The organism is Sphingomonas sp. P3_C6 (assembly GCF_056402595.1).
In genome coordinates this window covers 296,185-317,677 of sequence record NZ_JBFUHB010000002.1, presented here as the reverse complement: position 1 = coordinate 317,677, position 21,493 = coordinate 296,185, and the positions used below count along the sequence as shown (strand labels likewise).

Here is a 21,493-nt window from a genome sequence, read left to right as displayed (position 1 = left end):
ATGGGATTTCAAGCATGGCGAGCGCGGTTGAGCGCGCTATGGTGACCGGCGATGGATAAAGCGGCGAATCTCACCGGTCAGCTCCTGCTCGCAATGCCGGGCATCGGGGATCCGCGCTTCGAGCGCGCGGTGATCGCCATCTGCGCGCATGATCCCAAGGGAGCAATCGGCATCGGGATCGGCCAGACGATTCGCGGGCTCGGCCTGCACGAAGTGCTGGCGCAGTTCGGCATCGAACCGGGTGTCGCTCCCGACGCGCCGGTCCATTCGGGCGGGCCGGTCGAGCAGCGCCGTGGCTTCGTGCTCCATTCCAACGACTGGAGCGGTCAGGATACGATCGACGTGGCTGGGCGCTGGGCGCTATCGGGGACGATCGACGCCCTGACGGCGATCGCCGACGGATCGGGGCCAAGCCGCTGGCTGGTTGCGCTCGGTTATGCCGGCTGGGGCGAGGGGCAGCTCGACGAAGAGCTGACGCGGCACGGCTGGTTCAACGTGTCGGGGGATATCGAGCAGTTCTACGACACGGAGGCGGCGACACGCTGGGAATTGGGTTTCGCCGAGGCGGGCATCGACCCGCGGCTTCTTGCGAGCAGCACCGGAACCGCCTGAACCACGGGTCATGTCAGTGGTGGGTATTGGGGATTGCGACCACCGAAAGCGAGAAACCTCCACCTTGTGAAACGGGTAGGCGCCAGTGTTCGATGTGGCGAGTCGTGGCTGGCGCCACTCAACGCTCGGGGCGCGGCGTGATCCACAAGGATAATCGAGTCGGCGTCGTTTTCATGACGCCCGGCGGCCCAGCTGGAAATCTGGCGGCAAACATATAAAGACATCTTTATATTTGATTTGCCCGCGTTCGGGCCTTATGTGGCGGCCATCCATTCGTATATCCGGAGACACCTACGTGGCCACCGCACTCGCCGACCGCGCTCAAGACTATGTCATTGCAGACATCAGCCTCGCCGATTTCGGCCGCAAGGAAATCAACATCGCCGAGACCGAGATGCCCGGCCTCATGTCGCTGCGCGAGGAATTCGGCGCGTCGCAGCCGCTGAAGGGCGCGCGCATCACCGGATCGCTCCACATGACGATTCAGACCGCGGTGCTGATCGAGACGCTGACCGCGCTCGGCGCCGACGTCCGCTGGGCGACCTGCAACATCTTCTCGACCCAGGACCATGCCGCCGCCGCTATCGCGGCGACTGGCGTGCCCGTGTTCGCGGTGAAGGGCGAGAGCCTGGCCGAATATTGGGACTATGTCGGCGACATCTTCAACTGGGGTGCGGGCACCGACGGCACCACCGCCAACATCATCCTCGATGATGGCGGCGATGCGACGATGTTCGCACTGTGGGGCGCCAAGCTCGAGGCTGGGCACACGCTGGGCGAGCCCGAGAATGACGAGGAAGTCGAGTTCCAGCGCGCGCTGAAGGCGTTCGTGGCGAAGTATCCGGGCTACCTGACCGAGACCGTCAAGAACCTGAAGGGCGTTTCGGAAGAGACCACCACCGGCGTTCACCGCCTGTACGAGATCGCGAAGAAGGGCGAACTGCCGTTCCCGGCGATCAACGTGAACGACAGCGTGACCAAGTCGAAGTTCGACAACCTCTATGGCTGCAAGGAGTCGCTGGTCGACGCGATCCGTCGCGCCACCGACGTGATGCTCGCCGGCAAGGTCGCGACCGTGGCCGGCTTCGGCGACGTGGGCAAGGGCTCGGCCCAGTCGCTCCGCAACGGCGGCGCGCGCGTGTTGGTGACTGAAGTCGATCCGATCTGCGCGCTGCAGGCGGCGATGGAGGGCTTCGAAGTCGTGACGATGGAAGAGGCGGTTGGCCGCTCGGACATCTTCGTGACGGCGACCGGCAATGCCGACGTCATCACCGCCGATCACATGAAGGCGATGAAGCCGATGTCGATCGTGTGCAATATCGGCCACTTCGACAGCGAAATCCAGATCGCGGCGCTCAGCAACTATGAGTGGACCGAAGTGAAGCCGGGCACCGACCTGGTGAAGTTCCCGGACGGCAAGCAGATCATCGTGCTGGCCAAGGGCCGCCTGGTGAACCTGGGCTGCGCGACCGGCCATCCCAGCTTCGTGATGTCGGCGAGCTTCACCAACCAGACGCTGGCGCAGATTGAGCTCTTCACCAAGGGTGAGAACTACAAGAACGACGTGTATGTTCTGCCGAAGCATCTCGACGAGAAGGTCGCGGCGCTTCACCTCGACAAGCTGGGCGTGAAGCTGTCCAAGCTCACCGACAAGCAGGCAGGCTATATCGGCGTCCCGGTCGAGGGGCCGTTCAAGCCGGACCATTATCGCTACTGATCGGTCGAGAGATCGAAAACGGAAGGGGGCCGCGGAGCGATCCGCGGCCCCTTTTTGATTCTCAGCCGGGGGCGAGCGGACCGAGCGCTGCCTTGAGGTCGTCGAGCCAGGGATCGTAGGATTTCCATAAATCGACGGCGTCACGGTTGAGCGGCCGGCGAACCTGCTCGGAACTGGCGGTGCGCACCGGGCGTGCATTCTCGTGAAAGCGCAGGCACGCCGGATCGAAGGGAAGCCCGAGATAATCGACAAGGCGGCGGATTTCCGCCTCAGGCTCGGCCAGCAGATCCTCATGCTGCACCCGGTGGATCAGGCCGGGCAGTACCTCGTCGAAATGCGCGGTCAGTCGGACATAGTCGCGATAATAGCTGCCGAGATCGGTCAGCGAATAGGCGAAATTCTGGCCGCGCGCGAAATGTTGTTTGAAGTTGGAGAAGCAGCACGCCATCGGCTCGCGCCGCGCATCCACGATCCTGGCATTGGGCAGGATCAGGTGGATAAACCCGATATACAGCCAGTTGTTCGGCAGCTTGTCGATGAAGAATGGCCGAGCGGTCTTGCGGTGATGCGCAGCCGCCTGAAGATATTTCCTGCCGAGATCGGCAAAGGCTGCGGGGGGCAGCGAGCCGGTGACGGCGGGGTAAGTGGCCTGATCGTCGCGCCAGCGATCTGCGATCAGGCCGAGCGCGAGCTGCGGAATGTCGGGCAGTTCCGACGTGCCTTCGATCTGCGGATGGCTCGACAATATCTGTTCGATCAGCGTCGATCCTGCACGTGGCATGCCGATGACGAAGATCGGATCTGGCGCCGGGTCGCCGCTGCCCGCGCGGGCAGCGAAGAAATGCCGGTCGAACAGGGCGATCGACTGGTCCACCTCGGTCGCAAGTCCCTCCCTGTCGTGCGGCGCCCCGCGCAGGCGGAGCGCATTCCCGGCGGCGTAATGATCGAAGGATAGTGCCCATTGACGGGAATCTTCAAAGGCCTTGCCCAGAGCGAAATGGAGGTGAAGGCATTGCGCATCCTTTCCCGCCAGGCGATCGAGCGCGCACTGCATTGCCGCGATATCGTCCGCGCCAAGCTGGTTCGCCTTCATATTGGACAGCGACCACCAGCCTTCAGCCAGATCGGGGTCGAGCGTCGTCGCCCGGCGATAGCTATGGATCGCGTCCTGTTGCCGGCCCATCGTCTTGAGCAAATGACCATACCACATCCACACATTGGGACTTGTGCCGGAGCGCTGTAGGAGTGCCTCGTAACAGGCTGCAGCGGCATCATATTCGCCCGTCTGGACAAGGACGGTCACCTTGGACACGGCGGCGCGCAAATGGTCCGGCTCCCGCGCGATTGCTGCATCCAGTAGCGCGATGCATTCGTCCCGACGTTTCTGCTGGAACAGGACCATCGCCAGGTTGACCTGGGCATCGACATAGGCCGGCGCGAGTGCGCAGGCGTAGCGTAGGCGTTTCTCCGCTTCTTCGTTGATCCCGATCCGTGCGGCGATATCGGCGAGCATCACATTTGCGATTACGTCTTCCGGGGCATTTGCCAGCCTGGAGCGTAGCAGCCCCTCCGCTTCGGCGAGGCGGCCGGCGGACAGCGCCTGTGCTGCGTTTCTGATCGTCGGCAGCCTGAGCGATGCATCGATCGATGCCTTTTCCGTCGCTTCGGCATCCGGGATCCGGCCGAGTGCCCGGAGTGCGGCGCCATAGAGGCTCAGGGCATCGGGCTGACCGGGAGAGATACCGAGGATTTCCGCAGCCTGCTCCGCGGCACCTCCCGGATTGGTCGCCAGGAGACGCCTGCCATTGGCCAGTGCCACTGTCAGCGAGCCTGTCCTTGTCATGATACGCGCCCTTGAGGTGCCGAAAGATCGAGCGGACGAGCCCGAATCCAGCGCGAGGCCAGAAGCTTTTCGCCACGCACGACCGGCAACCCGGCATGGAGCGACATCTCGTCGAGCGCACCATCTGCGCGGACATTGCGGAACAGCAATGCATCGCCCGCTTCTCCACGGAACGAAATGCCCACTTTCGGGAAGACAGTTTCGCCGCCTGTATAGTCGCGGTTGAGATAGATCAGCATGGTCTTGACCCGCTGGTTTCCGACATTGGCGAGGCCATCGAAATGGGCGCGATATTGCTGGCCGGGGCGATAGCGCAGGAGTTGCAATGGCTCTCCATGATTTGCCGATGTGCCGGAGCAGGATGCGATACGGCGATTGATCGCGCTGATCGCCGGACCTTCGGAAACGAGCGGAAATCCTGCCACCTCGGAGGTGCGGATCGGATTGCGGATCAACTGGCCCGTTGCCGGATCGACCACCGTCGAAGGCGCGAAGGCTGGGGTGGCCACATCAATCAGGAAACCGCATTCCTCTCGGGTAAGCAGCCGCTTGATCACAGTAAGGTGAGGCACTTCGCTAATGACCTCACCGTGCCAGGTTGCAGCAGAATCCCCCTCGGGCGTCAGCGCCATCGCCTGCACAAGTGCAAGCTCGCGTTCCGCTACTGCATTTGCGGCAGCGCGCTTTTCCAGCAGCGCCATTGCGGCGGGCCAGTCCCGCGGGCCGCCGGTGCCGGTCGCGAGAAAGCCGTTGAAGATCCGGGCTGACTCCGCGTCGCCCAGTGCGGCAGCCTGGGCGAAACAGTTACGGGATTTATCGAGGTTGCGCTGAATATGCGCTCCCGACAAATGCCAGCGGGCGAGCGCGAAGCAGGCGAGCGCGTCTCCGGCGTCCGCGCCCTGCTCAAGAAGCATGTGGCCGGCCGCGGCATCGCCGTTCCGGGCAAGCGTCTCGGCCTGCTGAACGAGATCGATCGGACTGCTCGACATCATCTATGGTGGTGCCATCAAATCGGGGGACGGGCCACAAGAAACAGGCCGGGGCTTTCACCCCGGCCTGCTTGGTACGGTATCGTTCGATCAGAACTTCGCGACAAACCCGGCGTACATGAAGCGGCCGAGATTGCTGTAGATGCCGCTGCCACCGCCGATACCGGTGAGGCCATATGGCGGCGGCGTATCGATGAGATTGTCGACGCCGATGTAGAAATTATACTTCGTGTTCACATCAACCTGTAGCCGGATGTCGTGATAGAAGGTCGACGGGTAATAGACGATGTCGGAGTAATCGGCGTCTTCCGGTTCGCGGCCCTGGACGCTGTGAGTCGCCTCCCAGTCGCCGACCGTCATCTTGCCGATATAACGCATCTTGTAGCCGAGCGTGACCGGGCCGGTTTTGAAATCAACCGTCCAGGTGAACTCGTCGAACGGGAAGCCCAGTTCGCCGAGGATCTGGTCGCGCCGGTTCGGCTCGCTCGGGTTGAGATAGGAATCATTGTTCAGGTTATGCGAGTAGAGCAATCGGGTCGAAAGATTGCCGTACCGGCCGAGGTCGTGCTGATACGCTGCCTCGACGTCGATGCCCCTGACCTGCAGCTTGGCATAGTTGAGCGGAATGACGTTGAGACTGTTTTCGAGGATTTGCCCGGGATCTTCCCCGCGTGGACCGGTACCGGCACCGGTCCCCTGATACCGTTTGAACAGCGAGCAGAACTGGTTGTTGAGGTCGGCCGCGTCATAACATGCGTCGACGATATCCTGCGCCGTCGGTGATGTGATGACGTTGTTGACGCTGATATTGTAGTAATCGACCGACAGCGACGCGCCCGGCAGGAAGGACGGCTGAAGCACGACACCCAAGGTGTAGGAGTCGGACTTCTCTGCGCGCAGATCTGGGTTGCCACCGGACTGGAAGCCGAGCGAGCCGAGATACTGGATATTGAAGGACGACCCTACTCCCGCGGCGCGGCAGTTTGCCTCACGAGTGTCGCTGCCGGCGCCGATATTATCGAGTGCGCAAGGGTCGCTGAAGCTCGGAGCGAAATTCTGACCCAGTTTCGTATAGAGGTCGACCAGGTTCGGAGCCCTGACCGCGCGTGAGTAATTGGCGCGGAAGCGGATGTCCTTGATCGGCGACCATTCCACATTGCCGTTATAGGCCAGCACGTTGCCCGTGTTTCCCTTGTAGTCGGCATAGCGAAGGGCGCCGCTGACGGTCAGTTCGTTGAAGAAGGGAACGTCCTTCAGGATCGGGAGACGAATTTCGCCGAAGATTTCCTTCACCTCGAAGGCCGGCGGGTCGAGGTCGGGGATTGCGTTATAGAAGGTCAGCCCGGCCTTGGTGTAGTCGTCCTGGCGATAGGATGCCGTCTCCCGCCGATATTCAGCACCGATCGCGAAGCCGACCGGGCCGCCGGGCAGGTTTATGAACTGGCTGGTGTCGCCGCTCATGAAGCCGTTGAGCACGAACTGCGTGATCCGGCCGTTCGCGATCGAATCCTGCAGCAGATACTTCCGCGCCGCGTCGGTGACATGCCCCTGGCCGAACAGATTGACCGGGACGCAGGCGGATACATCGCCGGCAAGCTTCGACGCAGCGAAATCCGCGGCCGAGCCGGTCAGGCCTTCGAGCGCGAGGCGCGCCGACGGATCGACCGTGGCCCGACAAACGATATTGCCGTTTGCTACGCCCGACGTCGCTTGCCCCTGGTCAACCGCGTCGATCGACAGCAGGAAGCGCTGCAAATTGACGTTGCCCAAGATTGTCGTCTTCTCGTCGAACCGGCCGTAGTTGGCCGACACTTCATAGGTCCAGTCGTCGTTGAAGGTGCCACGCACACCGCCGACGAGGCGATAGGTCTCGCGCCGCGCCCGTTCCTGGCGATTTGTAAGATCGACCGCATTCTCGTTCATGAAGAATGGCTGATCGTCATTCGGCCCGACGCCGTAATAATCCTGCAGGAAGCCTGCGGCCTGGCTCGTGAGATAGGGGTTATTAGTGTAGAAATGCTCGCGGGGCGAACCAGTCACGCCACCGTTGAAGAAGAACGGTCCGCTCGCGCTGCCCAGCGAATCGGTGCGTACATATTTAGCCTCGATGAAAGGGACGAACGCCGGCGAAATCTCGAAGTGGCCGATCAGATTCGCGCTGTAGCGATCGAGTTTCGGATAGAGGCCGAGTTGCGTCCCGTCCCGGAAATTGTCTCCATTGCCGCCGACGAAGCTGCCCTGTGGCGGCAAACCGATCCGCGTTCCGGTGGTTGGTATGAGATTGCCGCTCCGGTCGAAATGATAGGAACCGTAATAGGCGTCGCACGCCGCATTGCCACAGGTGAGGAAAGTGCCGCCATTGCTGTACGCGACGCTGCGAATGTTCCGTGTGAACACGTTGTCCGGATTACCGTCGCTGCCGTTGACGGCAGAGGGCGGATCGCTGTCGACGGCCACGAACCCGTTGTTGTTGCGCAGGGTCGGGCGATCCGGTGCGTAGAAATCCTCCTGGTGCGCATACTCCAAATTGACCGCGATATTGCCGCGCCCATCGGCGAAATTCTGGCCGAACAGGCCGCTCAGATAATAGGAGCCTGCATCGCCATAACGGCTGGCACCGCCCTGTCCGCGAAGCTGGACGCCCTGGTAATTATCCTTGAGTACGAAGTTCACCACGCCCGCGATGGCGTCGGAGCCGTAAACCGCCGAGTCACCGCCAGTGACGACATCGACCCGCTCGATGAGATCGGTCGGGATCGTGTTCACGTCCGGCGAGGCGGCGTTGTTCAGGATGTCGCCGGCGACGTGACGCCGTCCATTGACCAGCACGAGTGTACGCTGGGTGCCGAGGCCGCGAAGGTCGAGCAGGTTGAGACCCGACGTGCCAAGGAAGCGGGTCGAGTTGGACTGGCTGAAGGTGCTGGTCAGTGCTGGCAACTGGTTCAGCACGTCGCCAACCGCTGTCGTGCCGGTCTTGAAGAAGTCTTCGCCCTGAACGCTGGTCACGGGCACCGGAGAACTGAGATTCGGCCGCCGGATACGAGAGCCGGTAACGATGACTTCGCCCTGATCATCGGTCGCGTCCGAAGTTGTGTCAGCCGGCAGGGTTGTCTGGGTGGTGGCTGGAGTTGCTGTTTCCGGCGCCGTCTGTGCTGCAACGGGCGTACTCAGCATGAGTGCGCCGATAAAGGTCACCGAGCAAAGTGCGCTTGACGATTGAAAGCGGTCTTTTTGCATTTTCTGGCCCCTGTTGTGGCCCCCCGGACTCAAATCCTGCGTAAAACAACCTGTATGTTCAAGTGCCGTTCATAGAATGGGGTTTTTAAACTGGATAACTGTTTCGGAAATATCACATTCGTTCCGATTCGGCCGCGATTCCCGCGTGTTTTTCAAGCTTTTGAAATTGTGCCGATCATGCCCTAGTAGGTTTCCATGAGGCGCCTGCCTTTAGGCCGGGTGTGAAGGGGCTGTGGTGATACAGATATCCGTGGTCGGCAGCGTGGTGGCGGGGATTGTGCTTGCCGTGCTGATCGGCGGCGCCTGCTTCGCTTTATATGTCGGGCTCAGTGCCCGGCGTAGCGCTGCGGCAACGTTGCTCTCCAACGCGAGGCTCGATGCGTTGATCGGATCGGCACCCGCACTCGCAATGGTGGTGAGAGCCGATGGCCGGCTGGAGTTGCCCGATCGCCTGGCCGGCTGGCTCGGCCTCTCGCCGCCACCACGTTATCTCGACGATCTGGCGGGGCGCGATGCCGGGCTGACACCCGAGGACGCACGAGCGCTCGCGGCCGATGTCGCGGCGGCGCAGAAAGCCGGGCGGAGCTTCTCACGGGCGATCCGGGCGAGGGGATCGTCGCGCGCGCTGATGATCAAGGGATCGCGCGCGCCGCGCGACCTGCAGGCGCCCGGCGGCGTGGTATTGTGGGTTTTCGACGCGACGGAGAGCGAGGCTGAGATCGCCCGGCTCGACGAGGAGCGTGCCGAAGCGCTGGCCGCGTTCGACGCACTGACCGGGCTAATCGAGGCGGCACCCATGCCCATGTGGTATCGCGGCCCCGACCTGCGGCTGGCGATGGTCAATTCAGCCTATATCGACGCGGTCGAGGCGCCCGACGCGGCGGATGTGATCCGGCGTGGTGTGGAACTGGTCGAGGGATCGGGCGTCGGCGGCCCGCTGGCAGGTGCGGTCGTCGCGCGCGACAGCAACAAGCCGCAGATGCAGACGATGCCGGCGACGATCCGCACGATGCGGCGCATGCTGCGCGTCTATGACGTGCCCTTGCCGACGGGTGGCGTGGCGGGTTTCGCGGTCGATATCGAAGAGCTCGAACAGGCACGCAGCGGGATCAAGCGCTTTGCCGATGCGCAGCGCGCCATGCTCGACCGGCTGTCCGCCGGCGTGGTGCAGTTTGCCGCCGACCGCACACTTTCTTTCTGCAACCAGCCGTTTCGTCGACTGTTCGCGATGAAAAGCGAATGGCTCGCCGACCGGCCCGAATTCGATCGCGTATTGGAGCGGATGCGGGAGGCAAACCGCCTGCCCGAAGTGCGCGACTTCCCGCGCTGGAAGGCGGAGCGGCGCGACTGGTTCCTGGAGGCGGGTGGTGCGATCGAAGAGCAATGGCATTTGCCGGGCGGGGTGCATCTGCGCGTCGTGGCACAGCCCTTGCCCGATGGCGGACTGCTGCTGATCTTCGAAGACCGCACCGAGCAGATCCAGCTCGCCAGCGCGCGCGACACGCTGCTGCGCGTGCGGACGGCGACCTTCGACAATCTCTACGAGGCGCTTGGCGTCTTCGCCGCCGATGGGCGCCTGCAACTCTGGAACAACAAGTTCCGGGCGCTTTGGGGGTTCGAGGAAGCGTTCCTGTCGGGCCACCCGGGTGTCGATGTGCTGGCGAACGCCGCCGCGCGGCAGCTTGCCAAGCCCCGACGCTCGTCGCTGATCGGCGATCTGGTACGCGCTGCGACGGTCGAGCGTCAGCAGCGCGGCGGCGAACTCGAATTTGCCGATGGCCGCTTCTTCGAACTGGCTGCGGTGCCGCTGCCGGACGGTAACGGGCTGTTCACGATGCTCGACGTGACGGACAGCCGCCGAATGGAGCGCGTGCTGCGCGACCGTAACGAGGCACTCGAAGCAGCCGACCGTATCAAGACGGCGTTCGTCGCGAATATGAGCTATGAGCTCCGCACGCCGATCACGTCGATCAGCGGCTTCGCCGAGATGCTGGCCGAGGGCTATGCCGGCAAGCTGAGCAAGGATGCGCACGGCTATGTCGCGGCGATCCTGGAGTCGGTCGAGCGGCTGGGCTTCTTTGTCGACGAGGTACTGGATCTCACGCAGAATGAGGGCCGCACCCCGGTGCTCGAGATGATCGAGGTCGATCTCGAGGCAGTGGCGCGAGACGGGGCGGAGGCGATCCAGCCGCTGGCTGCGCGGAAGAAGCTGGATTTCGCGGTCGAGATATTGCCGTCAACGGGCGGCATGAAGGGCGATGCGAAACGTCTGCGTCAGGTGATCGAGCATCTGCTGCGCCACGCCGTTGGCGGGACCGAGCAGGGCGGGCGCATCCTGCTGCATGTCGACGGCACTGCGGCTGCCGCAAGGATCGTGGTGTCGGATGACGGAGGCGGCATGACGGCCAATGCCGTGACGCATGCGTTCGATCGTTTTGCCGAGCCTGGGGTGACCCATGGCGGGGAGCGATCCCTCGGGCTCGGCCTGCCGCTCGCCAAGCAGTTTGTCGAAGCCCATGGCGGCACGATCGAGCTGGTATCGGAACCGGGCGAGGGGACCCTCATTACCGTCAGGTTGCCGCGCCACTAGCTTGATCGTGCATGGATATGCGCATATTATATGCGCATGAAATGGAGGCCTTCCATGACGCGATCTACTCTGCGTGAATCAAAGGCGCCGTTTCGGCGTCCAACCAATATCTCGCTCGATTCCGCGATGATTGACGACGCCAAGGAGCTTGGCATCAATATCTCGCGTGCATGCGAAGAGGGGCTGGCGAAACAGATTTCCGAGGAGCGGGGACGGCGCTGGAAGGAAGAAAATCGCGAGGCGATCGCTGAATGGAACGCCCATGTTGCCGAACATGGATTGCCACTAGAGCGCTTTCGCCAGTTCTGATGGCGCGTTTCGACGTCTATCGTCCGACGGATGGCGACGAGCTTCTGCTCGACTGTCAGGCCGATGTCCTGGATGAACTGGATAGCCGCTTCGTCGTGCCGCTATTGCCGGCATCCATGTTCCGCAAGACATTCGTCCGGTTGAACCCGACATTCGAGATCGAAGGGAAAAGGGTGATCATGGCCACTCAGTCGGCCGCCACTATCCCGGCACGGATGATTGGTCGCCGTGTCACGTCGCTGGCCGACGAGCAACCCGCCATCATGAACGCCCTCGACATGCTCCTGACTGGCTATTGAAGAGATGATATTAGCTGACCCTGCGGCGACGGAGGCCTTTGGTGCGCGTCTCGCCGAACTCGCCGAACCTGGCGATGTGATCACGTTGAGCGGTCCGCTAGGGGCCGGGAAGACGAGTATCGCGCGTGGCCTGCTGGCGGCGCTTGGACTTGAGGGCGAAGCGCCAAGCCCGAGCTTTGCGATCGTGCAGCCCTATGCGCCGCCCGAGGTGCGGTTTCCGGTGCTTCATGTCGATCTTTACCGCATCGACGATCCCGACGAGATCGAGGAACTTGGGCTTGACGAAGCCTTGTCCGATTCGCTGCTGATCGTCGAATGGCCGGAACGCGCGCCCGGCATATGGCCGCATGCGCTCGCACTGACCTTGTCGATCGAGCCGGATGGCAGCCGCGCCTTGACAGCCGAGGTGCCTGCGGCTTGGAGGGCGCGATGGCAGCAGATATGACCCCGCCGGCCGCTGCGGCCGCTTTTCTTGCGTCCAATGGTTGGGGAGGGGCTGATATCCTGCCCGTGGCGGGCGATGCCTCGTTCCGCCGCTATTTTAGGGTGGTCGATGGGTCACGCAGCGCGATCCTGATGGATGCCCCGCCGCCGCACGAGGATCCGCGACCCTTTATCGAGATCGCGCGCTGGCTGGGGGAACGCGGCTTTGCCGCACCGGCGATCCAGGGTGTCGATCTGGATCAGGGGCTCGTCCTGCTCGACGATTTCGGTGATGTCCGGATGCGCGAGACGGTCGATGAGGCAGGCGACCGCGAGAATGGACTGTACGAGGCGGCGATAGATATATTGGTCAGGCTGCACGGGCATGAGGCGGGGCCCCTCGCTCCCTATGATCGCGTGGTACTCCACAGAGAGGCCAACCTGCTGACCGAGTGGTATTGCCCGGCGATCGGCATCGAGGCCGACCAGATCGGCTATGACGCGGCGTGGGACGCCGTGTTCGAGGCCGCGCTGACCGGCCCGCGCGTGACGGTGCTGCGCGACTATCATGCCGAAAACCTGATGCTGATCGGCGGCAGCGACACGCTCGGCCTGCTCGACTTCCAGGATGCGCTGGCGGGGCATCCTGCCTATGACCTCGTCTCGCTCCTGCAGGATGCGCGGCGCGACGTGGACCCCGCGCTCGAAAGCGTCATGCTGGGGCGCTACAAGCGCATTACCGGCGCCGGGGAGGATTTCGACATCGCCTATCATGTCCTCGGCGCGCAGCGGAACGCGAAGATCGTTGGCATCTTCACCCGCCTGTGGAAGCGCGACGGCAAACCGCGCTACGCGGCGCTGTGCCCACGCGTCTGGCGCTATCTCGAACGTGACCTGGCTCATCCGGCGCTGGCGCCGGTGAAGGCCTGGTTCGATGCCAATATCCCTGCCGACATGCGCGGCGACCCGATGGTGATTCCCGGCCAATGACGACCAAGCGTACTCTTGCGATCCGCCCCGACCCGGGCGGCGAGGTCCCCGAAACCGCGATGGTGATGGCCGCCGGCCTCGGCAAGCGCATGCGCCCGCTGACCGCGACACGGCCCAAGCCGCTGGTCGAGGTGGCGGGGCGGCCGCTGATCGATCATGTCTTCAACCGGCTGCGCTCGGCGGGCGTGAAGCGGGCGGTGGTCAATGTCCATTATCTGGCGGACGCGCTCGAAGCGCATCTGATGAATCGCGTGAAAGGCATTGAAATCGCTGTCTCCGACGAGCGCGGCGCGCTCCTGGAAACGGGCGGCGGCATCGTCAAGGCGCGCGACCTGATCGGCGACAAGCCGTTCATCGTCGTCAACAGCGACAATCTGTGGGTCGATGGCCCGGCCGATGCGATCCGCCTGCTCGCGGCGCGCTGGGACGATGCGACGATGGACGCGCTGCTGCTCGTCGTGCCGCTGGCCAAGGCGTATAACCATGGCGGGCAGGGCGATTTCCACCTCGCCCCCGACGGCCGCATCACCAAGCGCCGCCAGCCCGGCAGACCCGCGCCGTTCGTCTATACGGGCGTTCAGATTCTGTCGCCGCGCGTGATCAAGGATTGGCCGGAGGGACCGTTCTCGACCATGCTCTTCTGGGAGCGGGCGATTGCTGCCGGGCGCGCTTTTGGTCTGGTCCATCAGGGACTGTGGTTCGATGTCGGCACGCCAGCCGCGATAGGGCAGACCGAGGCGATCCTCGCTGATGGCTGAGGCCGTCAAACCGGCACTCTTCACCATCCCTGCGCACCGGGCCTTTGCCGACGCGCTTGCTGCCGGGCTGATCCGGCGTTTCGGCGGGGAGCCGCTCGGGCTCGCGCGCGGGCTGGTGCTGCTGCCCAACAACCGTGCCAAACGGGCGATGACCGACGCATTTGTGCGCGCGAGCGAGGGGGGGCTGTTGCTGCCCCGGCTCGTCTCGATCGGGGAACTCGACGAGGCGACGGGCGCTGCCCTCGATCCCGCCGACGACGGAGATCCGGTGCCGCCGGCGGTGCCGCCGCTCCAGCGCCGGATGATCCTGGCCCGGCTGGTCGCCGAGGAACGCCAGCGGACCGGCCAGCCGGTCGATGCGGCCGAGGCGGTTCGGCTGGCGGGTGACCTGGCACGCACGCTCGACCAGTTACTGGTCGAGGAGATACCGCCGGCGAAACTGCGCGATCTCGAATTGAGCGAGGAACTGTCTGACCATTGGCGCCGGGCGCTGACACTGTTTGGAATAGTGCTCGATCGCTGGCCGGCCGAGCTCAAGCGATTGGGTCGCATCGACCTTGCCGATCGGCGCGGGCGACTGCTCCGCCGGCTGACCGGGCGATGGAAGGATACGCCACCGCCCGGCTTCGTCTGTGCTGCCGGCATCACTGATTCAGCGCCCGCCGTCGGGCTGCTGCTGCGATGCGTGTCGGAACTGCCAAAGGGCATGGTGGTGCTGGCCGATCTGGCGACCGGCATGGACGAGGATGAGTGGCAGGCGCTTGGGCCGCATGAGCCCGATCCCGTCACCGGGTTCCGCCGCCGGTCGATCGAGACGCATCCGCAATTTCACCTGAAACTGCTGTTGAAGCGCATGGGCGTCAACCGTGGCGAGTTCCTGCCCTGGCGTGACGGTGGTGGCCATGACGCGACGGCGGCAAGGGGACGGGCCATCGCCAATGCGCTGGCACCGGCCGAATATACGGGCAAATGGACCCGGCTCGACGCCGAAGACCGGCGCCTGTCGGGTATCGCCGCCGCCGAACTCGCGACGCCGGCCGAAGAGGCGCAGGCCATCGCGCTTGCCTTGCGTGAGGTGCTCGAGATGCCGGGTCGTACCGCCGCTCTGGTGACGCCGGATCGCGGGCTTGCGCGCCGGGTGGCGGCGCACGCCGCGCGCTGGGGCATCGAGATCGACGATTCCGCCGGTCGGCCGCTGTCGATCCTGCCGTCGGGCACCTTGCTTACAGCGCTGGCCGAAGCCGCGACCCAGCGTTTTGCGCCGCTCGCGCTGCTGACCCTGCTCAAGCACCCGCTGGTACGTTTCGGCGAGACGCGTGGTGCATGGCTTGAGGGCGCGCGTGCGCTGGACCGGGTATTGCGCGGACCGCGACCTGCGGCGGGGCTGGGCGGGATCGACGATCACCTGAGCGATCCGTCCGAGCGCGAGCGGCGGCTGTTCGGCGAGGCGGCGGCATGGTGGCCCGAGGCGCGTGCGCTTCTGTCGCCGATCGAGGCCGTGTTCGAGGGTGGCGCTCAACCTTTGGCGACGCTGGTCGCGGCGCTGCGCGAGACGGCGCAGGTCCTGTGCGGGGATGCGCTGTGGAGCGGCCCGGCCGGTCGCGCCGCGTCCGAGCTTCTGGCCGATCTGGAGGCCGAGGCTGATGCCGGCCCGGCCAGTGTCGAGCCGGCGAGCCTCGCACCGCTGCTCAAGACGCTGATGGACGAGGCGGCGGTGCGGCCGCCCCAGGGCGGACATCCGCGGCTGGCGATCTACGGCCTGATCGAAGCCCGGCTGCAAACCGCCGACCTGATGATCCTGGGTGGGCTGAACGAGGGCACCTGGCCCGGGCAACCGGCACCCGATCCCTGGTTGGCACCGCGCATCCGCGCTGAACTGGGACTCCCGGGGCTCGATCGGCGTATCGGGGTCTCGGCGCACGATCTGGCCGGCGCGCTTGGGGCACCGCAGGCGCTCATCACGCGCGCCCGGCGCGATGCGAGCCAGCCGGCGATCGCCTCGCGCTTCTGGCTTCGGTTGCAGGCGCTGGCAGGCGAGCGGTTCGAGCGGGCACGGTCGCTCGAGCGATGGACAAGGGCGCTCGATCATCCGGACACGCATGAGCCGGCCGATCAGCCGGCGCCATCGCCGGCTGCCATGCTTCGGCCGAAGCGCATCGCGGTGACGGATGTCGATCGGCTGAAGGCCGACCCATATGCCTTCTATGCCAAGCGCATCCTGCGGTTGATGGCGCTCGATCCGGTCGATGCCGATCCCAGCGCGGCGTGGCGCGGTACGGCGGTACATGAAATCCTGGAGGTCTGGGCGCGCGAGGATGATTGCGCGCCGGATACGCTGCGCCGGCGGGCGCTGGCGATGCTGGCCGATGAGCGCACCCACCCGATGATGCGGGCGCTGTGGCAGCCAAGGCTGATGGAGGCGATCGACTGGATCGCGGCCGAGATCGCGCGTGGATCTGCGCTTGGCCGCAAGGTGCTTGCGGTCGAGAAGGACGGCAAGATCGACATTGCCGGCGTGACCCTGACCGGCAAGTTCGACCGGATCGACCTGCTGCCCGACGGCACGCTGTCGGTCATCGACTACAAGACGGGCAAGGCGCCATCGCCGGCTTCGGTGCGTGCCGGGTTCAGCCTTCAGCTCGGACTGCTCGGCCTGATCGCCGAGCGCGGCGGGTTCGAGGGCATCAGGGGTGAGGCGCGCGGCTTCGAATATTGGTCACTCGGCAAGCGCAACGACAGTTTCGGCTATATCACCACGCCGACCGATCCGGCGGGCAAGGGCGACAAGGTCCGCCCGGAGGATTTCCCCGCCCTGGCCGCGCATCATTTCACCGAGGCCGTCGCGGCATGGCTGACCGGCAGCGAGGCGTTCACCGCCAAGCTCCATCCGGAATATGCGCCTTATGCCGAATATGACCAGCTGATGCGTCGCGACGAATGGTATGGCCGTGAGCGGGGATAACCGGCCCCTCCCATTGCTCAAGGGCAACCAGGCCGCGGCGAGCGCGCCCGATGCGCATGTCTGGCTGTCCGCTTCGGCCGGCACCGGCAAGACCCAGGTGCTGACGGCGCGCGTGTTCCGCCTGTTGCTGCGCGGTGTCGACCCGGGCGCGATCCTGTGCCTGACTTTCACCAAGGCGGGAGCGGCGGAAATGGCCGGGCGGATCAGCGCGCGTCTCGCCGCCTGGGTACGCATGCCCGAGAACGACCTGAAAAAGGACCTGTTCGCGCTGGGCGAAGATCATCTCGATCCGCGGCGGATCGCCTATGCGCGCACGCTGTTCGCCAAGGTACTGGATGCGCCCGGGGGCGGGCTTCGTATCCAGACGATCCACAGCTTCTGCCAGGGGCTGCTCGCGGCCTTCCCGGTGGAGGCGGGGCTGGTGCCCGGTTTCCGGCCGCTGGAGGGGCGTGAAGAGTCGGTGCTGGCGCGCGAGGCGCTGGCCGAGATGCTGGTCGATGCCGATAGGGAAGGCAGGCTCAAGCCGATCGACACGATCGGGCGTCTGAGCGTCAGGCTTGGCGAAGGCGAAGCGGAGAATTTCCTGCGCGCCTGCGCCCGCGCTCCGGCTGCGATGGAGGAATTGCCGCGCGGCGACGGATTGCGTCCCTTCATCCGCCGGGCGCTCGACCTGCCGACCGGCGATATCGAGAGCGTGATCCTCAGCGCGTGCGGCGACGATGTGGTCGATCACGAGGCGCTGGATGCGCTTGGCGGCATGAACAGCGGCTGGGGCACGAAGAGCGGCATCGAACGGGCCGGGATCATCTATGGCTGGCTGGAGAAGCCGGTCGCCGAACGCGCCGCGTCGCTGACCGATCTGCACAAGGTCTGGGCCAAGGCGGATGGCGACATGCGCTCCTTCGGCAAGGGGCAGGCGCCGCAGGAGGAAGATTATGCGGACGTGGCAAGCGGGCTCTATGCCTGGTGCGCCGACCTGCTCGATCTCCGGGTCCGCGCCGTCTATGCCGATCTGCTCGCCGACGCGCTCGATGTGGGCCGCGATTATGCCGCCGCCTATGCGCGGGCCAAACGCCGGGTGGGTGGTGTCGATTTCGACGACCTGATCCGCGCCACGATCGACCTGCTCGGTCAGCCGGGCATGGGCGAATGGGTGCGCTACAAGCTCGACCAGGTGACCGAGCATATCCTGATCGACGAGGCGCAGGACACCAACCCCGAACAATGGGCGATCATTCGCGCGCTGGCCGACGAGTTCTTCGCCGGACTTGGGTCTCATGACGAGCGGCTACGGACACTGTTCACGGTCGGCGATTACAAGCAGGCGATCTTCGGCTTCCAGGGCACGCACCCGATCTATTTCCAGGCAGCCGAGCGGCATTTCGGCGGACTGGCAGACGATGCACAGGGACCGGACGGGGAGGGGCGCCGCTTCGATCGGCTGTCGCTGACCCATAGTTTCCGCTCGACGAGAGCGGTGCTCGAATTCGTCGATGCGGCGATCGAGGCGATCCCCGAGCCCGGGCTCGGCACGATTGCCGAGCGCGAGCCGCATGCGAGCGAGGTCGATGGGCCAGGCACGGTCACCCTCTGGCCACTGACCATCGCCGGCGGCAGCGAGGAGGATGAGGAAGGCTGGATCGCCGATTCCACGCGGGCGCTCGCCAGCCAGATCGCGAAACAGATCAAGGCGTGGATTGGCACTTTGGTGCTGGAGAGCAAGGGGCGGACGCTTCGTCCCGAGGATGTGATGATCCTGGTCAAGCGGCGCGGCGAGCTGGCCTCTCTGATCGTCGCGCGGCTCTATGCCGAGAATGTGCCGGTTGCCGGCGTCGACCGGCTGCGACTCAATGCCCCGCTCGCGGTGCAGGACCTGCTCGCCGCAATCCGCTTCGTGCTTCAGCCGGGCGACGATCTGTCGCTGGCCAGCCTGCTCGTCTCGCCGCTGATCGGCTGGAGCCAGGAGCGGCTGATGGACGCGGCGCCGCGCGAGAGCGGCAGCCTGTGGCGGCATCTGTCGCGCACGCAGCCGCGCGACGCGCTCGATCCGCTGCATAGCATGCTCGACCGGGCGGATATCGCCACGCCCTACCAGTTCCTGGAGGAGATGCTGTCGGGGCCGCTCGATGGTCGGCGAAAGCTGATCCGGCGGCTGGGGCAGGAGGCACGAGACCCGATCGAGGAACTGCTCAACGCGGCGCTCGACTTCGAGTCGTTGGGTACGCCATCGCTTCAGCGCTTCCTCGACTGGTTCGATCGCGGCGATGTGGAGATCAAGCGCGACCCGTCCGCGCCGCTCGATGCGGTGCGGGTGATGACGGCGCACGGCGCCAAGGGCTTGCAGGCGCCGCTGGTGATCCTGGCCGATGCCGCGGTCGACCCGACCAGGTCTCCGCGATCGACGCTCGACTGGACGCCGGAGGGCATGGCCCACGCGCTGCCGATCTTCCGGCCGCGCGCCAGCGAACGCGGCGGGCCGCTGGGCGAGGTGATCGATGCCGATGCGCAACGCGAACTGGAGGAGCATTGGCGGCTCTTCTATGTCGCGGCGACACGGGCTGAGGAGCGGCTGGTGATCGCAGGCGCATTGGGGCCGCTGGCCAGGGGCGAGCCGCCGCCGTCGAGCTGGTACGCCGCCGCCGACCGGGCGATGACCGCGCTCGATGTGCCGCCGTCGCCGGACGAACGACGTTTCACCGGACTCGTGCCGCAGCGGGCCGTGCCCGTGTCGGGCAGGAAGGCGGCCGAGATCGAGGAAGAGGCGACGCTCCCTGCCTGGACGAGCCAGCGCGCGCCGGTCGAGGCGCGGCCGCCTCGTCCGCTCGCGCCATCGTCGCTTGGCGAGGATGCGGTGGCCGATCCCCCGCCGACGCCGGCGATGCGGCTGGCGGCCGATCGCGGGCGGCTGATCCATGCGCTGTTCGAGCGCCTGCCGGCGGTAGCCCCCGACGCACGGGCCGAAGCGGCCGATCGCTGGCTTGAGCGAGTCGGTGCGGTGACCGATCCGGCTGCGCGGGCCGAGATCGGGCGGACTGTCCTCGCCGTGCTGAACGACTCTCGTTTTGCCGAGCTGTTCGGCCCTGACTCGCTGGCCGAGGCACCGATCGCGGCCGTGGTGGGAGAGGGGGTGGTCGTGTCCGGCACGGTCGACCGGCTGCTGGTGACGCCCGACCTGATCCAGGTGATCGACTTCAAGACGGGGCGGCAGATCCCGCAGACCCCGGAGGAGGTGCCGGTCTATCACGCCCGGCAGATGGCGGCCTATGTCGAGGCGCTGCGCGTGATCTTTCCCGGCCGCATGATCGAGCCGGCGCTGCTCTACACCGCCGGGCCGACCCTGATCACGCTGCCGCAAAGCCTGCTCGATACGCACAAGCCGGGCTATGCCCCGCCGCAGCAAAGCTACGACCTGCCTGCTTGAGTGCGGGCGCTGCCCTCCCTAGATTGCTTCCAACACAGGAGATTCCCATCATGGCAACCAAGCACATCACCGACGAGAGCTTCCAGAACGACGTCCTCAGCGCCGACAAGCCGGTGCTCGTCGATTTCTGGGCCGAGTGGTGCGGCCCGTGTAAAATGATCGGCCCGAGCCTGGAGGAGATTTCCGAGGAACTGGGCGAGCAGGTTACCATCGCCAAGCTGAACATCGACGATAATCCCGACGCGCCGGGCAAATATGGCGTGCGCGGCATCCCGACGATGATCCTGTTCAAGAACGGCGTTCCGGCCGCAACCAAGATCGGTGCCGAGCCCAAGGGCAAGATCAAGTCGTGGCTGGTTGGCGAACTCGGCGGCTAGTCCATGGCAGCGACCGAGGGCTGATCCGGGCACTATTTCGACGCGGTAATGAAGGGGGCGTGCAGTTTCGGCTGTGCGCCCCTTGCCGCGTTTGGGTATCCCGAGATTTCGCCGGGAGGTCGAGAGGTCGCTAACGTCACCGCTTCCCGACACTGTCGGGAATGGTCGTTAAGGTGATGTTTTATATTGATTTTCGGTACTTGTGATATGTCGCACTCTGTCACTTGTGCAACGTCCGCCCTCAGGTAAGCGGAATCATCACCTGACTGGCATACCCCTCGCGTGCCTGGAGGCCGTCATACCAGTCGGCGACATTGGGCAGGTCGGGGCGCTCGATCGGCAGGGTGAACCATGTATGGACATAGACACCCATGGGAATGTCGCCGATGCCGAAACTGTCGCCCGACAACCACTGGTTTTGTGCGAGGTGCGCGTCGAGAATGGCCATCTTCTTCGCGCATGCCGTAGCAGCCCGCTTGACCGCTTCCTGATCGCGCTGGCCTTCGGGCCGACGGATCAGATTGACGAAGGCGTCGCGCTGCGCCTCGGCGTAATCGATCTGCCAGTCCATCCAGCGATCGGCCATGGCGCGCGCCGCTGGGCTTGCCGGCCAGAACCGGGCTGGCGCGTGACGGGCCGCGAGGTAACGCACGATCGCATTGGATTCCCACAGGGTCACCTCGCCATCCTCGATCGTGGGGATCAGGGCATTGGGGTTCTTCGCGAGATAGTCGGCATCCATGCCGAACTGGCCGCCGACGTCTTGGCGGACATAGGAGAGGCCAGCCTCCTCGGCGAACCAGGTTACTTTCTTCACATTGTGTGAGTTGAGGCGGCCCCAGATCGTCAGCATTGGATCAACCTATTCGAATAATCGCTCCCCGGCGAAGGCCGGAGCCCAGTTGGGAGACGATCATGGAGAAGCGTTGCGCTCCATTATCTCCACCTTTCCAACTGGGCCCCGAC

15 protein-coding genes are annotated in these 21,493 nt (G+C 64.8%); 11 read left to right on the top strand and 4 right to left on the bottom strand.

What is annotated here, in order from left to right; all coding sequences use genetic code 11:
- Positions 1–51: 51 nt before the first annotated feature.
- Positions 52–612, top strand: coding sequence for a YqgE/AlgH family protein (locus tag AC1DT7_RS04890; RefSeq protein WP_478034618.1), 561 nt, complete (start codon positions 52–54; stop codon positions 610–612).
- Positions 613–907: 295 nt separating this feature from the next.
- Positions 908–2,329: an adenosylhomocysteinase gene (gene ahcY / locus AC1DT7_RS04885; RefSeq protein ID WP_478034616.1), complete on the top strand. Its 1,422-nt coding sequence runs from the start codon at positions 908–910 to the stop codon at positions 2,327–2,329.
- A 61-nt stretch (positions 2,330–2,390) separates the two neighbouring features.
- Here the strand turns inward: ahcY and AC1DT7_RS04880 are convergent, their stop codons facing one another.
- The 3 genes from AC1DT7_RS04880 to AC1DT7_RS04870 form a co-directional block, all read right to left on the bottom strand.
- The gene (locus AC1DT7_RS04880; protein ID WP_478034615.1) at positions 2,391–4,172 is read right to left on the bottom strand and encodes a tetratricopeptide repeat-containing sulfotransferase family protein; all 1,782 of its coding nucleotides are present in this window, start codon (positions 4,170–4,172) and stop codon (positions 2,391–2,393) included.
- Positions 4,169–5,086 (bottom strand): 2OG-Fe(II) oxygenase, encoded by a 918-nt coding sequence (locus tag AC1DT7_RS04875; protein ID WP_478034614.1) that lies wholly within the window; start codon positions 5,084–5,086, stop codon positions 4,169–4,171. Before AC1DT7_RS04875 ends, AC1DT7_RS04880 begins: the two co-directional genes overlap by 4 nt.
- Positions 5,087–5,251: 165 nt before the next feature.
- Positions 5,252–8,335: a TonB-dependent receptor domain-containing protein gene (locus AC1DT7_RS04870; protein WP_478034613.1), complete on the bottom strand. Its 3,084-nt coding sequence runs from the start codon at positions 8,333–8,335 to the stop codon at positions 5,252–5,254.
- Between the two features lie 298 nt (positions 8,336–8,633).
- On the opposite strand from AC1DT7_RS04870, the gene AC1DT7_RS04865 reads away from it, so the two are divergent.
- The 9 genes from AC1DT7_RS04865 to trxA are packed head-to-tail and all read left to right on the top strand — an operon-like array spanning position 8,634 to position 20,527.
- Positions 8,634–10,988 carry a sensor histidine kinase gene (locus tag AC1DT7_RS04865; RefSeq protein WP_478034612.1) on the top strand — a complete coding sequence of 785 codons (2,355 nt, stop codon included), beginning with the start codon at positions 8,634–8,636 and terminating at the stop codon, positions 10,986–10,988.
- A gap of 30 nt (positions 10,989–11,018) precedes the next feature.
- On the top strand, positions 11,019–11,297 hold the full coding sequence (locus AC1DT7_RS04860) for a type II toxin-antitoxin system CcdA family antitoxin (protein ID WP_478034611.1): 279 nt from the start codon (positions 11,019–11,021) through the stop codon (positions 11,295–11,297).
- Complete coding sequence (locus AC1DT7_RS04855) at positions 11,297–11,596, top strand: CcdB family protein (RefSeq protein WP_478034610.1); 300 nt, start codon at positions 11,297–11,299, stop codon at positions 11,594–11,596. The genes AC1DT7_RS04860 and AC1DT7_RS04855 overlap by 1 nt, the downstream gene beginning before the upstream one ends.
- A 4-nt stretch (positions 11,597–11,600) precedes the next feature.
- A complete protein-coding gene (tsaE, locus tag AC1DT7_RS04850) occupies positions 11,601–12,041 on the top strand; it encodes a tRNA (adenosine(37)-N6)-threonylcarbamoyltransferase complex ATPase subunit type 1 TsaE (RefSeq protein ID WP_478034609.1) in 441 nt (146 codons plus the stop codon).
- Positions 12,038–13,009, top strand: a complete 972-nt coding sequence (locus AC1DT7_RS04845) for an aminoglycoside phosphotransferase family protein (RefSeq protein ID WP_478034657.1) — start codon at positions 12,038–12,040, stop codon at positions 13,007–13,009. Before tsaE ends, AC1DT7_RS04845 begins: the two co-directional genes overlap by 4 nt.
- Complete coding sequence (locus tag AC1DT7_RS04840) at positions 13,006–13,767, top strand: nucleotidyltransferase family protein (protein ID WP_478034608.1); 762 nt, start codon at positions 13,006–13,008, stop codon at positions 13,765–13,767. Before AC1DT7_RS04845 ends, AC1DT7_RS04840 begins: the two co-directional genes overlap by 4 nt.
- The gene (gene addB / locus AC1DT7_RS04835) at positions 13,760–16,729 is read left to right on the top strand and encodes a double-strand break repair protein AddB (protein ID WP_478034607.1); all 2,970 of its coding nucleotides are present in this window, start codon (positions 13,760–13,762) and stop codon (positions 16,727–16,729) included. The genes AC1DT7_RS04840 and addB overlap by 8 nt, the downstream gene beginning before the upstream one ends.
- Complete coding sequence (addA, locus tag AC1DT7_RS04830) at positions 16,710–20,150, top strand: double-strand break repair helicase AddA (RefSeq protein WP_478034606.1); 3,441 nt, start codon at positions 16,710–16,712, stop codon at positions 20,148–20,150. The genes addB and addA overlap by 20 nt, the downstream gene beginning before the upstream one ends.
- A gap of 50 nt (positions 20,151–20,200) precedes the next feature.
- On the top strand, positions 20,201–20,527 hold the full coding sequence (gene trxA / locus AC1DT7_RS04825; RefSeq protein ID WP_478034605.1) for a thioredoxin TrxA: 327 nt from the start codon (positions 20,201–20,203) through the stop codon (positions 20,525–20,527).
- A 241-nt stretch (positions 20,528–20,768) separates the two neighbouring features.
- Here the strand turns inward: trxA and AC1DT7_RS04820 are convergent, their stop codons facing one another.
- Positions 20,769–21,380 (bottom strand): glutathione S-transferase family protein, encoded by a 612-nt coding sequence (locus AC1DT7_RS04820; protein WP_478034604.1) that lies wholly within the window; start codon positions 21,378–21,380, stop codon positions 20,769–20,771.
- Positions 21,381–21,493 lie beyond the last annotated feature (113 nt).